This window comes from Streptomyces sp. NPDC041108 (assembly GCF_055592645.1).
The window spans coordinates 273,979-287,070 of the sequence record NZ_JBVIYK010000007.1 but is presented as its reverse complement, the minus strand read 5'-3'; the positions used below and the strand labels follow the sequence as shown (position 1 = coordinate 287,070).

Genomic DNA, 13,092 nt, shown 5'->3' with positions numbered 1-13,092 from the left:
GAGCGGTGCCTGCGGGCACGTTGCGATTCATTGTGCTGCGGGCGTGGGCGTATCGCGCCCTCGTCGGTGCGGTGCTGCTGACCGTGCTGCTGACCACGGCCGTGTTGGCCGCGCTCACCGCCTACTCGGGAGCGATGGGCGACGCGGCGCTGCGGCGGACGCTCGCCGAGCAACGGACCGCCGCCGAGACCGCCTTGGTGCTCAAGGCCGACGTGCCGGCCGACGAGCGGCGGGCGGCCGACGACGCGGTGCGGGCCGGGGCCCGCGCCGTCTTCGACGGGCTGCCCCTGCGCGTGCGGACCCTGCTGCGGTCCGGCCCCTACGCCCTGCCGCCCGCGCTGCGGCCGGCCTCCGAGCGGGACGAGAATCCCGACCTCACCTTCTTCGCCGCGCTGGATCGCACGCAGGTGCGGACCGTCGCCGGGCGGCTGCCCCGGGAGACGGTGAGGGGCGGGACCGTCGAGGCCGCACTGCCGCAGAGCGCCGCGCGGCGGCTCGGGGTGGAGCCCGGCGCCCGGCTGACCGTCACCGACCAGCTGGACGGTCCGGCGGTGCGTGTGCTGATCACCGGCGTGTACCGGGCGGTGGACGCCCGGGCACCCTACTGGCAGTTGGACGACCTGGGCGGGCGCGGCGTGCAGGCGTCGAGCTACACGACGTACGGTCCCCTGCTCACGGCCGCCGCTCTGCCGACGTCGGGGCGGGTGAGCGCCGGCGCGTCCGGCTGGCTGGTGTCGGCCGACTACTCCTCGCTGACGACGGAGCGGATCGGCGCACTGCGTGAGGCGGCCCGCTCGGGCAGCGCCGAGCTGCGCAAGAGCCCCGCGCTCAGCAGCGCGACCGCGGCGGACACCGCGTTGCCGGAGGTACTGGACCGCGTCGAACGCTCCCTGCTCGTCACGCGTTCCAGCATGCTGATCGTCGCGGGCCAGCTCGGACTGCTCGCGGCCTGCGCCCTGTTGCTCGTGGCACGGCTGCTCAGCTCCGAGCGGACGGCCGAGACCCGACTGCTGCGAGCGCGCGGTGCCACCCGGGCACGGCTGGCCGGCCTGGCCGCGCTGGAAGCCCTGCTGATCTCGCTGCCGGCGGTGGTGGTGGCGCCGCTGTTGTCGGGACCCTTGACGCGGCTGCTGGCCGCACAGGGTGCGCTGGGCGGGACCGGGGTGCGTGTGGACGTACCGGACGGGGGCCGGCCGGAGGTGTGGGCGGTCGCCGCGGGGGTGGCCGCGGTGTGCGCGCTGGCGGTGGCCGTCCCGGCGTGGCGGGCCTCGTTCGCGGGCAGCGTCGGCACGCGGGCACAGGCACTGGCCGCACCGCTGCGGGCCGGGGCGGATGTCGGTCTGCTCGCCGTGGCCGGTGTCGCTCTCCGGCTGCTCGGCGACCAGGACTCCGGAGCCGTCACCGCCGACCGCGGGGGCGTCCTCGGCGTCGACCCGCTGCTGGTGGTGGCGCCCGCCCTGGTGCTGCTCGCCGGCACGGTCCTCGTCCTGCGGCTGCTGCCCCTGCTGGCGCGCGTCGGCGAGCGGCTCGTGACCCGCGGGCACGGGCTGACCGCGGCCATGGTCGGCTGGCAGTTCAGCCGCCGCCCGATGCGGGGGGCGGGTCCGGTGCTGCTCCTGGTCATCTCCGTGGCACTGGGCGTGATGGCGATCGGACAGAACGCCTCCTGGCACCGTTCCCAGGCCGACCAGGCCGACTTCCGGGTGGGCGCCGACGTACGCGTCCTGGCCTCCGGGAGCGGCGACGTGGGCCGGACGGACGTCTACGCGGACCTTCCGCATGTCGACGCCGTCGCCCCCGCGTTCCGTGGCACGGTGTCGCTCTCCGGCAGCCGCAACGCGACCGTCCTGGCCCTGAACACGACGGAGGCCGCCGGGGTGGTGCCGGCCCGGCACGACCTGACGGACGGTCCGGTGTTCGCCGGGCTCGCGCCGCGCGGAGCACCCGCCGGTGTCGAGGTACCGGAGGGCACGACCCGGCTCACCCTGACCGCCACCCTGCACAGCACCGGGCCGGCATCGGACGCGGACGTCACGCTGACCGTGCGGGACCGGCACGGAACCACCTACGAGATACCGTCCGGCAGCCTCGCAGCCGACGGCCGCCCGCACCGGCTGACCCCGGATCTGAACGGCGCCCGGGGCCCGTTGGCGCTGACCGGGCTCACCCTCGGCACGCCGCAGCCGACCGACCGTGCCGACCGGCACCGCCTGGTCCTCGGCGCGCTCACCGCGACGGCGGGCGACGGCGACGTCCGGCAGTTGTCCCTGCCGACGAAGTGGACGACCGCGGTGCAGGCCGACCTGGCCGGCGCGCCCGAGGACGACGCCCGGCCGACCCGCCCCCGGCTCACCTCGACCGCGCCCGTCACCCTCACGTACAGCACCGGGTACCAGCCGTCCGGCATCTCGCCGCCCGCCCTGCCGCTGGAGGTCCGCCTCAAGGTCGCCCAGCCCCGGCCGCCCGAGATCGCCGCGGTCGCCACCGACCGGTTCCTCACCGCCTCCGGCGCGCGCGAAGGACAGCGCGTGAAGGTGGCGTTCGACGGCCGGTCCGTGCCCGTCCGCATCGTCCGCACCGCGAGCGCCCTGCCCACCACCGAGGCCACCACACAGGACGGCGGGGCCCTGCTGGTCGATCTCCGGGCCGTGAACCAGGTGCTGCAGGCCCGCCACGGGGCCAGCCTGAAGCCCACCGAGTGGTGGCTGAGCACGGCCGCGCCCCGCGCCACGGCAGCGGCCGTACGAGCCCTGCCCGACGTCGATCCGGAGCAGGTGATGGTGCGCGACGAGACAGCTGCGGAACTGCGCGGCGACCCGTTCGGGGCGGCCCCGGAGGCGGCGCTGACCGCGGCTGCGGCGGTGACGGTGCTCTTCGCCTCGCTCGGCTTCGCCGTGAGCGCGGCAGGCGCGATGCGGTCCCGGGACGCCGAGTTCGCCGTGCTCCGCGCCCTGGGGACACCGCGCCGACGGCTGGCCCGGCTGGTCGCCGTCGAGCACGGCGTGCTGGTGACCCTCACGCTGCTGGTCGGTACGGCCCTGGGCGCGGTGCTGACGCATGCGCTGGTGCCCCTCGTCGTCCTGACCGGGCGGGCCACCCGCCCGGTCCCGCCGGTGCTGGTCGAACTGCCGCTCCTGCCGCTGACCGCTCTGCTGGTGGCCCTGGCGGCGGGTCCCGCCCTCGTCACCGTGACCCTCGCCCTGCGCCGGGCGAAGCCCGTGACGACGCTCAGGGACGAGGTGACGCAGTGACCGCGCAGCCGGTACCCCCTCAGGACGAGGGAACGAAGGCGGTGCCGCCACGGGTTCGGGCCGGTTCGTGGACCCGGCTGAGGACCTTCGCCGGTACGTCCGTGGCCCTCGCGCTGCTGGTGGCCGTGACCGCCGCGCTGGCCGCCGCGTACCCGCGTGCCGTCGACCGGTACGGGGACGCGGGACTGCGCCGGGCGGTCGAGCAGGCCCTGCCCGACCAGACGACCGTGCAGCTGCAGGTGCCCCTGTCCTGGATGGACACGGTCAAGGAGATGGAGGCCGCCCTGCGTGTCGGTCCGCTGGCCGCGGCGCGGGCCGAGGTTCTCGCCGCCGCCGAGGCGCCGCTGGTACCCGACCGCGCGCAGTCGTCGTACGGGGTGCGTACGACCGTGCCCCTGGAGGCGCCCGACCGCTGGCTTCCCCGGCCCGCCGGATATCCCGCCCAACTGGTGCTCGCCGCCCAGCAGGACCTGGCCTCCCACGCCCGGCTCAGCGCGGGCCGGCTGCCGCGCACCACGGGCGCGCCCGTCACCTCGGCGACCTCGCGGGTCGAGGCGGCCGTCACCGTGGAGACCGCCCGCGAGCTTCACATCCGGGTGGGCTCGGTGATCCACATACCGGGCTCGGGCAACGCCACGCTCGCCGTCAAGGTCACCGGAATCGTCGTCCCGCGCGCCCCCGAGCGCGCCTACTGGTCAGCACTGCCGGTGCTGCGCACCCCCGTGCTGAGCCGCCGGCCCGACCTTCCGCCGGGGGAGGTCCACTGGCTCGGCGGCCTGCTTCTCGCCCCCGACGCCGGCCCGGCGCTCCTGGGCACCCCCGGCCGTCCGGAACGGTACTGGCATGTGGCGCCCGACATGGCCACCCTGCACGGCCGCGATCTCGACCGTACGGCGTCCGCCGTGGCCGCCCTGGAGTCGGGCCCGGGAGTGCAGGGACTGCGCTCGGCCGTCGACGACGGCCTGGAGGCGCAGACGAATCTCGACGAGGTCCTCGCGGACCATGCCCGACTGCGGTCGGGGATCGTCCCGTTGCTGCTCCTCGCCGCCGTCGGGGCCGGCAGCCTCGCCGTGATCGTCCTGTCCATGGCCGGTGGTGTCGCGGCCGATCGCCGACGCGCGGAACTGGCTCTGCTGCGGGCCCGCGGAGCCTCACTGACCGGCCTGGCCGGCCGACTGCTCGCGGAGACCGCGGTCGTCGCCGTGCCGGCCGGCGCCCTCGGACTGACCGCCGCGCTGCTCGCCCTGCCCGGCGCGCGCACCGGGCCCGCCCTCGCGGCCGCCCTCGCCGTCACCCTGACCGCCTGCGCCGCGCTCCCCCTGCGGGCCGTTGTCGCGCACCGCACGGTGCGGATGCACGAGGGGCGCGAGGACGCCGCTGCCGCACGGCCGTCGCGGCGCCGTACCGTGGCGGAACTGACCGTGCTGGTGATCGCCTCGGGGGCGGTCGTCGCACTGCGCCGCCAGGGATCCGGCAGCACCGCTCTGGTGGCCGCCGCACCGCTGCTGACGGGTGTGGTCGCGGCGCTGCTGCTGGCACGCCTCCACCCGCTGCCGCTGCGGGCGCTGAGCGGGGCGGCCACGCGTATGCGCGGTCTGGTGATCCCGCTGTCGCTGGCCCAGGTGGCCCGCGCCCCCGGGTTCGCCGTGCTGCCCCTGCTCGCCCTGCTCAGCGCCCTGACCACGGCGGCGTTCGGCGGCTCGGTCCTGGCCGGGGTCGCGGAGGCCCGCGACCGGGCCGCACTCCTCGACGTCGGCGCCGACGGCCGCGTCGAGACCATCACCGGCGAACTCCCTCGAACCCTGCCCGACCGTGTGGAACGGATGCCCGGTGTACGGGACACGGCGGAGGCGAGCGTCAGCTACGACGCGAAGCCGGAGCAGGGCAGCCGGCCGCTGCCGCTGGCCGGGGTGGACCCCGACACGTACGCGCGCCTGTCGCGCCACACGGGCCTGGGGCCGTTCGACGCGGCACGCCTGGAGCATGAGGACGGCGGAACGGCGGGCAGCGCCGGCCGCCCCCTGCCCGCCCTGGCCTCGTCCGGCGTGGTCGACGAGTACGGCACCGGCCCCCACTCCGTCCTGCTCCCGGACGGCACCTCCGTCACCGTCCGGATCGTCCTGGTCCGGGACCGCACCCCGGCCGTGTCCGGCGACGAGTTCCTGATCGTGGACCGTGCCGGCCTGCCCCGCGGAGCGGCGCCCACGACGACCCTGCTGCTGACCGGTGACGCCCTGAACGGCAGGGCTCTGCGCGCGGCGACGGAGGGCACCGCGGCGGCCGTCCGGCTGCGCACCGAGGAACGCGACCGGCACGTCGACTCACCGCTGCAGTCCGGCGCGGAGCGCCTGTACGGTGTCGCGGTCGCCGCGGGCGCCGGGTACGCGGTCCTCGCCCTGGTGCTGACCGTGCTGCGCACCGCGCCCGAACGCGCCGCCCTGCTCGCCCGGTTGCGCACGATGGGCATGACACGGTCCCAGGGCCGCCGGCTGCTGATCCTCACGGCCTTCCCACAGGCGTTCCTGGCCGCGGCGGGCGGCGTGCTCACCGGCTGGGTCGGCATTCACCTGCTGTCGCCCGGCGTCGACCTGTCGGCCCTCGCCCTGGCGTCCCCGTCCGCTGCGGAGGGGGCCGCGCTGCGCACCGATCCGCTGTCCCTGGCGGTTCCGGCGCTCACCGTGCTGCTGCTGGCCGTCGGTGTGCCCGCCGGGCAGGCATGGTGGACCGGCCGACGCGGTTCGGTGCGCGAACTGAGACTGGGTGACACGTAGATGGATCACCTCATGCGCAGGGACGACCCTCGACCGCGTCAACGACCGGACCGCGACCGCATGCACGATCCGCGACGTACGGGACCGGACAGGAGCAGCCGATGACCAGCAGCCCGACCTTCCACGAACTCGCCGACCGTGCCCTCGCCGAGCGCGACGCCGCCGCGTACGGGCACGACGCCCTGATCACCTGTGACCGGGTGGTACGCGTCTTCTCCGCCGACGGAGTGGAGGTCCAGGCGCTGCAGGGTCTCGATCTCCTCGTCCGTCAGGGGGAACTCATGGCCCTGGTCGGTGCCTCCGGCAGTGGCAAGTCGACCCTCATGAACATCCTGGCGGGACTGGACAGACCCACCGCCGGCGCCGCCCGCGTCGCCGGTCACGACCTGGCCGCGATGTCCGCCAAGGAACGCCTGACCTATCGCCGCAGGACCGTCGGCTTCGTGCGGCAGCAGACCTCACAGAACCTCCTTTCCTATCTCACCGCCGCACAGAACGTCGCCCTGCCCCTGCAGTTGGCACGTACCGCGGGCGGACGTCGGGCCCGGGCCGAGCGGGCCATGGAACTCCTGGAGTTGCTCGACGTCGCCGGATGCCGCGACCGCCGGCCGTACGAGATGTCCGGCGGCCAGCAGCAGCGCGTCGCCCTCGCGGTGGCCCTCGCCAACGATCCCGCGGTCCTGCTCGCCGACGAACCCACCGGCGAACTCGACTCCCACACGGGCGAACAGGTCTTCGCCGCGTTCCGCACGGCCAACGAGGAACTGGGGACCACCATCGTGATCGTCACCCATGATCAGTCCGTCGCCGGGGAGGTCCGCCGTACGGTGGCCATCCGGGACGGCCGTACCTCGACGGAGGTCCTGCGCCACAGCGAGGTCGACTCCGCCACCGGTCAGGAGAACATGGTCGCCCGCGAGTACGCGATGCTCGACCGGGCCGGCCGCCTGCAGCTGCCCGCCGAGTACACCCGGGTCCTGGGGATGCGCGACCGCGTCGCCCTGGAACTGGAGCCCGACCACATCGCCGTCCGCCCGGACGACACCCGGAACGACCGTCACGGCCCGGGGTCGGCCGCGGACGCCGAACCGCCGGGGCGCTGAGACGACGCCCCGTCCGCCGCCACCGGTGAAACGCGCCCCCTCGGGCTAGCTCTCGGAGATCTCCGTGATCTCGCCGTCCTTGAGTTCCAGGACACGATCCGCGAGGTCGAGGAGTGTCGCGTCGTGGGTGGCCACGAGAGCCGTGATCTGTTCGCTGCGGACGACCGCGCGCAGCAGTTCCATCACGGAGTGCCCGGTTTCCGCGTCCAGTTGGCCGGTCGGCTCGTCGGCGATGAGGATCGAGGGGCTGTTGGCCAGGGCGCGGGCGATGGCGACGCGCTGGCGCTGTCCGCCCGACAACTCGCCCGGGCGCTGCTCCGCATGGTCCGCGAGCCCCACGAGAGACAGCAACAGGTCGACGCGCTCCCGCCGTTCGCGCGGGTCCGTCCTGCGCATCCGCAGCGGTACTCCCACGTTCTCGGCGGCCGTGAGGATGGGGAGGAGCCCGAACGACTGGAAGACGAAGCCGATGCGTTCCCGGCGCAGCGCGAGGAGAGCGTCCTCACCCTGCTCCCGCAGGTCCAGCCCGTCGACGGTGACATCTCCGCTGTCCGGCTCGTCCAGACCACCGACGATGTTGAGCAGGGTGGTCTTGCCCGAGCCCGAGCGCCCCTTCACCGCGACGAGTTCCCCCCGCGGAACCTCGAAGGAGACGCCACGCAGCGCGTGCACGGCCCCGGCGCCTCGGCCGTACGACTTGTGTACATCCCTCACCCGCAGCATGGCTGCGGTCACCGCCCGGCTCATCGCGCCCCCGTATGCTCCGCTGATTCCGCAGCGCACCACTATCCCACCCGGCGCGACCACCGGCAAAGGCACGGTGTGGTCAGGGGCGGGCGTCTTCGCCGAGCGCGTGACGGTAGGCCCGTTCGTCGTCGTCACCGAACACGGTGAACACCACGAGGTCGAAACGGTCCTTGTCCCCGAACAGCTCGGCGGCGGTCTGAAGGACGGTGTTCTTCGCGTTGCTCACGACTGTCTTCCCTGGGGTGGAGCCTGACAGTGTGCACGGTAGGCGCGTTCCGTCCTGTCAGCCTCCCGCGCCGCGGATGACGTCGGCGAGGGGCGTGGCGGGGTGGCCGGTGAGGCGGGGAACCGCGTCGCTGACCCCGTCCAGCCCGCCGGCCGCGATGGCCGTGTAGGTGGACACCCAGGCGTCCAGCTGCCATCGCGGAGCGTTGTAGGAGGTACGGGAGGCGTAGGCCTCCTCGACCGTCTCCGGCTGGTAGGTGACGGTGCGCCCGGACAGCTCGGACAGGATGGCGGCCGCCTGGTCCAGCGAGAGGGACTCGGGCCCGGTGAGGTCGTAGGTCGAGCCCGCGTGGTCGTCGGGCCGGAGCAGCACCGCCGCGGCGGCGTCGGCGATGTCGTCCTGCCCGACGAACGCTGCGCGTCCCTGCCCGGCCGGGCCACGGATGACGCCGTCCTCGCCGACGAGGTCGGGGACGAACTCCGCGTAGATGTTGTCCCGGAGAAAGGTGTACGCCAGGCCGCTCGCGCGGATGTGCTGCTCGGTGTGGAAGTGGTCCCGGGCCAGGGTGAAGGTGGCGTCGGGCGCCGCGCCGTAGAAGGAGACGTAGACCAGGTGCCGGACGCCCGCCTCCGCGACGGCGTCCACGAACGCCCTGTGCTGCGCGAGCCGGTCGGCGCTCTCCGAGGCGGACACCATGAAGACGGTGCGGGTGCCGGTGAGGGCCTCCCGCACGGCGTCCCGGTCGGCGTACTCGGAACGTACGGCCACCGCGCCGGGCAGCCGTGGGGCGCGTTCCGGGCTGCGGACCAGGAGTTTCTGCGGTACTCCTCGCGCGGCGAGCCGCTGGGCGACGCGCCCGCCGAGCCGGCCGGTGGAGCCGGTGACGGCGAGGGCGGGGACGGAGGTGCCGGATGCCTCGGACATGACGTTGCCTCACTTCCTGTGGTGACGAGGGGGCGCTGCCGCCGGTGTCAGGGACGGAGCCCGTCGAGCAGCAGGTCCGCTCCGAAGGGTACGGACAGCGCTCGGGCCCCCAGGTCCGACGGGACGTCGGGGTGGTCGGGATCGATCCGGACGAGCCGGGCCCGACGGGTGCGGCGCGGGTTCTCCGTGGGCCGGCGGATCACGCCGGGCGTATGGAATCCGGCCCCGATCTCCACCACCAGCAACGCGCTGTCCGTGGGCGCGTCGTCGAGCCACCGGACCAGCCGCCGCCCCGCGGACAGGTGGGCGTCGTCGACGAACTCCGGACCGACCCGGACGTCGGGGAAGACGTCGGCGCCGCACCGGGGACAGGCCGGCAGCGCCCGGGGGTCGGCCACCCGGCCGGTGTCACGGTCGTAGGCGGCCAGGATCGCGTCGAGGAACGGTCGGCCGGGCCAGGTCTCCCGCGAGCACGGGACGGTGCACTGGAAGCGGCCGTGGTCCCCCTGCGGGGTGAACACCCGGTCCGCCTGGAAGCCGTTGCGGGCGAAGAGGGCGTCGACGTCGACGTCATCACCCAGTGGTCATGGTCACCGACCCGTTCTCTCAGCGCGCGGTACAGAGGGTTGGGCTCGGAGCCGTAGCGGATGTCGTCGATGTGAACCGCCCAGTAGCCCTACCTGAGGTCCGCCGGCAGGGGCGCACCGAGCAGGTAACGCGAACGCGGGTCGAGCCGGTACAGCGCCGGGAACAGGTCCCGGAAGCGTTCGGTGTCGCCGTAGTCGCAGCCGGCGGCGGCGCTCAGACCAGCGCCGGCCGCGATCAGGGCGCGGTCGGCCTCCTCCAGCCAGGCACGGACGGCCTCGCGCGCCGATGCGATCGGGGCGGGGGTGCTGTTCGCCGCCGGGGCGAGGGGACGAGGCACGGTACGCACGGCGCACGGGTTCTTTCCGGTGCCACGGATCGCCGGGTTCGGGAACGTGTCGAGGGCCGTGGTCAGTTCCTCGACACGGGTCGGCGGCGACCGGGCACACCGCGTCGCTCCGACGGCCGCAGGGTGTGCGCCCCGGGCGAAGCCGTGGCAGCCCGCGCGGCAGGTGACGAGGCGGTAGGTCGGCGCGGCATCCACGTCCGTCGTCGCCACGCGTCGCGCTTTCCCCTTTCCGTCAGGGAGAGGTTCCGGTGGCGCGGCGGCACGACCGACGTAGTGCGACCTCGCGGAGGAAGCCCGATTCCTGCGAGGGTGCCCGGCGGAGTGCCGGGCGCCCCCCTCGCGGAGGCCCGGCACTCAGCCGAGCCGGCGGACCACGGCCTCGGCGACCGCCCTGGCGCTGCCCGGGTTCTGGCCGGTGATCAGACGGTCGTCCTCGACGACATGGGTGTCGAAGGGCTTCGCCGCGATGCTGTAGTGCGCGCCGAGTTCCTTCAGCCGGTCCTCGAGGCTGTAGGGGACGGCGTCGGCGCGCTGCGCGAGTTCCTCCTCCCGCCAGGAGAAGCCGGTGACGTTCCTGCCCCTGACCAGGGGTTCGCCGTCGCTCAGGGTGACGTCCAGCAGACCGCACGGTCCGTGGCAGACCGCCGACACGATCCGGCCGGACTCGTGGAACCGGGCGATGAGCGTCTCCAGTGCCCGGCTCTGATGGAAGTCGAACATCACGCCGTGACCGCCGGTGAGGTAGATGGCGTCGTAGTCGTCGACGTCCACCTCGCTGACGGGGACGACGTCCCGCAGCCCGTCCATGAAGGCGCGGTCGGCGTACCGCTTGTCGGTGCCGAGATCGCCGAGGACGTCGTGGGCGAGGCTCTCCGGGTCCAGCGGTACGGCGCCGCCTTCGATGCTCGCGACGGTGAGCTCGAAACCTGCCGCTTCGGCGACGTCGTAGAAGTGGGTCAGCTCGCCCAGCCAGAGGCCGGTGCGGTAGCCGACCTTCTCGTACTCGCCGGTGCTGGTCACGATGATCAGGATGCGTTTCGTGGGGGACATCAGTGGTCCTTCTGTTCAGAGGGTCCGGGCCGCCGTGCGGACATGCGGCCTCGCGCGCCGTCTCCCCGGCGACACCGGGTCGGAGCGCTGTTCCCGTTCAGGCCGCTACCACGATAGGACGTGATCACGGGTCCCACCCGGTACCGGGGAAGCACACCGGCGGGTGGCGGCCGGTACCGCGGTACTACGTTCCCGCGGCCGTCGAAGAAGGACCGGGCCGCCCCTCGTGCCCGCCCCTCGTGCCCGGCCGTTCCTGCCCGGCAGGGCCGCCGGAGCGCCGCGCGACCTCGCGGAACGCCTCGTGCAACCATCGGGTCGCCTCGGATGTCTCTGATGATGCCGGACATTCACGCATCTGGGGGCACACAATGGAAGCGAACAGGACAGTCTGGACGACCGCGGCCCTGGTGACCGCCACACTGGGCGCGGTCGCGATGCCGACCGCGGCCACGGCGGCCACCCCGCGGGCCGCGTCGGTCGCCTGCCCGACCGGCTGGGGCAGCCTCGACAAGGTGGACTGGTCCAGCACGGCGGGCGAGTACATCACGAATGCCAGGACCGGTCGCCACGACTGCTACGACCGGTTCGTCGTCGACGTCCCGGCCGCGTCCGCCGACCAGATCGGCTACACCGTGCACTACGTCGACCAGCTGATCCAGGACCCGACCGGCGACCCCATCCCGATCAGCGGCGGCGCCATCCTCGAAGTGATCGTCAGGGCCCCCGCCTACGACTCCGGCGCTCCCACGTACCCCGGCCAGGCCGGACAGCCGCTGCCGGGCGTCAACCTCACCGGATACCGCACGTTCCGGGACGCGAAGTTCGCCAGCTCCTTCGAGGGCCAGTCACAGTTCGGCCTCGGGCTCCGAGCCCGACTGCCCTTCCGGGTCGTGCAGTTGGACGGCCGCCTCGTGGTGGACGTGGCCCACACCTGGTGAACCTCCGGCGGCTCCGGTCGGGCCCACCGCAGTCCGACCGGGCAAGCAGCGAGCCCCGAGAGAACCGCCTCCGGCGCAGTCGCCGGAGGCGGTTGTTCGGCCCGGTGGCCGGTCAGCCGGTGGTGAGGAACTCCAGCGTGTCGATCACACGGTTGGAGAAGCCCCACTCGTTGTCGTACCAAGCGACCACCTTGATGTGGCGGCCGTCGACGCGGGTGAGGGCGGAGTCGAAGATCGACGAGGCGGGGTTGCCCGTGATGTCGGACGACACGAGCGGGTCGTCCGAGTATTCGAGGATGCCGGCAAGCGGTCCCTCCGCCGCGGCGCGGTACGCCGCCAGCACGTCCTCGCGCGTCACGTCGCGAGCGACGGTCGTGTTCAGCTCGACGATCGAACCCACCGGCACCGGTACGCGGATCGAGTCGCCCGACAGCTTTCCGTCGAGGTTCGGCAGCACCAGGCCGATCGCCTTGGCGGCGCCCGTCGTGGTCGGCACGATGTTGACGCCGGCGGCCCGGGCGCGACGGGCGTCGCGGTGCGGGCCGTCCTGCAGGTTCTGCTCCTGCGTATAGGCGTGCACCGTCGTCATGAACCCGTGCTCGATCCCGGCGAGTTCGTCGAGCACCTGGGCCAGTGGCGCGAGCGCGTTGGTGGTGCACGAGGCGTTAGATACGACCGTGTGCAGGTCCGGGTCGTAGGCGTCGGTGTTGACGCCGAACGCGAGCGTGACGTCGGCGCCGTCCGACGGCGCGCTGACGAGCACCTTGCGCGCGCCCGCGTCGAGGTGGGCCCGGGCGGCCTTGGCCGAGGTGAAGCGGCCGGTGGCTTCCAGGACGATGTCGACGCCGAGTTCTGCCCAGGGCAGCTGCGCCGGTTCGCGTTCGGCCAGCACCGTGATCCGACGGCCGTCCACGACGAGGGTGTTGCCGTCGACGGTCACCGGACGCCCGAGGCGGCCGGCCGTCGAGTCGTAGGCCAGCAGCCGGGCGAGAGTCGCGGGCTCCGTGAGGTCGTTGACGGCGACGATCTCGAGGGCGCTGTCGCGCTCCAGCAGTGCGCGCAGCACATTGCGTCCGATGCGGCCGAATCCGTTGATGGCGATGCGAGTCATGAGTGGTGTCCCTTCCCTTCGCCCCACCAGGCTCGCC

The 13,092-nt window shown here is 73.8% G+C and carries 11 protein-coding genes; 4 read left to right on the top strand and 7 right to left on the bottom strand.

Translation table 11 applies throughout. The features are described from left to right. Positions 1 to 29 precede the first annotated feature (29 nt). From ACZ6BB_RS21910 to ACZ6BB_RS21900, 3 genes are all read left to right on the top strand, one after another. Entirely contained in the window at positions 30 to 3,251 is a 3,222-nt protein-coding gene (locus ACZ6BB_RS21910) for an FtsX-like permease family protein (protein ID WP_471617011.1), read from the top strand. Beyond that, positions 3,248 to 6,022, top strand: a complete 2,775-nt coding sequence (locus tag ACZ6BB_RS21905; RefSeq protein ID WP_471616818.1) for an ABC transporter permease — start codon at positions 3,248 to 3,250, stop codon at positions 6,020 to 6,022. Before ACZ6BB_RS21910 ends, ACZ6BB_RS21905 begins: the two co-directional genes overlap by 4 nt. A 101-nt stretch (positions 6,023 to 6,123) precedes the next feature. After that, positions 6,124 to 7,125: an ABC transporter ATP-binding protein gene (locus tag ACZ6BB_RS21900; protein WP_471616817.1), complete on the top strand. Its 1,002-nt coding sequence runs from the start codon at positions 6,124 to 6,126 to the stop codon at positions 7,123 to 7,125. Between the two features lie 45 nt (positions 7,126 to 7,170). Here ACZ6BB_RS21900 and ACZ6BB_RS21895 read toward each other — a convergent pair whose 3' ends face one another. The 6 genes from ACZ6BB_RS21895 to ACZ6BB_RS21870 all read right to left on the bottom strand — a co-directional run bounded on the left by ACZ6BB_RS21895 (position 7,171) and on the right by ACZ6BB_RS21870 (position 11,006). Beyond that, positions 7,171 to 7,872, bottom strand: coding sequence for an ABC transporter ATP-binding protein (locus ACZ6BB_RS21895; RefSeq protein ID WP_471616816.1), 702 nt, complete (start codon positions 7,870 to 7,872; stop codon positions 7,171 to 7,173). A 79-nt stretch (positions 7,873 to 7,951) separates the two neighbouring features. Next, the gene (locus tag ACZ6BB_RS21890; RefSeq protein WP_471616815.1) at positions 7,952 to 8,098 is read right to left on the bottom strand and encodes a hypothetical protein; all 147 of its coding nucleotides are present in this window, start codon (positions 8,096 to 8,098) and stop codon (positions 7,952 to 7,954) included. 57 nt (positions 8,099 to 8,155) lie between these two features. After that, entirely contained in the window at positions 8,156 to 9,022 is an 867-nt protein-coding gene (locus ACZ6BB_RS21885) for an SDR family oxidoreductase (RefSeq protein ID WP_471616814.1), read from the bottom strand. Positions 9,023 to 9,069: 47 nt separating this feature from the next. After that, positions 9,070 to 9,543: a hypothetical protein gene (locus ACZ6BB_RS21880; protein WP_471616813.1), complete on the bottom strand. Its 474-nt coding sequence runs from the start codon at positions 9,541 to 9,543 to the stop codon at positions 9,070 to 9,072. A 155-nt stretch (positions 9,544 to 9,698) separates the two neighbouring features. Next, the gene (locus tag ACZ6BB_RS21875; protein ID WP_471616812.1) at positions 9,699 to 10,166 is read right to left on the bottom strand and encodes a hypothetical protein; all 468 of its coding nucleotides are present in this window, start codon (positions 10,164 to 10,166) and stop codon (positions 9,699 to 9,701) included. Between the two features lie 144 nt (positions 10,167 to 10,310). Beyond that, on the bottom strand, positions 10,311 to 11,006 hold the full coding sequence (locus tag ACZ6BB_RS21870; protein WP_471616811.1) for a type 1 glutamine amidotransferase domain-containing protein: 696 nt from the start codon (positions 11,004 to 11,006) through the stop codon (positions 10,311 to 10,313). 368 nt (positions 11,007 to 11,374) lie between these two features. On the opposite strand from ACZ6BB_RS21870, the gene ACZ6BB_RS21865 reads away from it, so the two are divergent. Beyond that, entirely contained in the window at positions 11,375 to 11,944 is a 570-nt protein-coding gene (locus ACZ6BB_RS21865) for an AMIN-like domain-containing (lipo)protein (RefSeq protein WP_471616810.1), read from the top strand. A gap of 112 nt (positions 11,945 to 12,056) precedes the next feature. Here ACZ6BB_RS21865 and gap read toward each other — a convergent pair whose 3' ends face one another. Further along, positions 12,057 to 13,055 (bottom strand): type I glyceraldehyde-3-phosphate dehydrogenase, encoded by a 999-nt coding sequence (gap, locus tag ACZ6BB_RS21860; protein ID WP_409089241.1) that lies wholly within the window; start codon positions 13,053 to 13,055, stop codon positions 12,057 to 12,059. Positions 13,056 to 13,092 lie beyond the last annotated feature (37 nt).

Excerpts from the sequence above, each read along its gene's own strand:
- ACZ6BB_RS21900 (WP_471616817.1), top strand. The coding sequence starts at position 6,124 with ATGACCAGCAGCCCGACCTTCCACGAACTCGCCGACCGTGCCCTCGCC.
- ACZ6BB_RS21895 (WP_471616816.1), bottom strand. The coding sequence starts at position 7,872 with ATGAGCCGGGCGGTGACCGCAGCCATGCTGCGGGTGAGGGATGTACAC.
- ACZ6BB_RS21885 (WP_471616814.1), bottom strand. The coding sequence starts at position 9,022 with ATGTCCGAGGCATCCGGCACCTCCGTCCCCGCCCTCGCCGTCACCGGC.
- ACZ6BB_RS21870 (WP_471616811.1), bottom strand. The coding sequence starts at position 11,006 with ATGTCCCCCACGAAACGCATCCTGATCATCGTGACCAGCACCGGCGAG.
- ACZ6BB_RS21865 (WP_471616810.1), top strand. The coding sequence starts at position 11,375 with ATGGAAGCGAACAGGACAGTCTGGACGACCGCGGCCCTGGTGACCGCC.
- gap (WP_409089241.1), bottom strand. The coding sequence starts at position 13,055 with ATGACTCGCATCGCCATCAACGGATTCGGCCGCATCGGACGCAATGTG.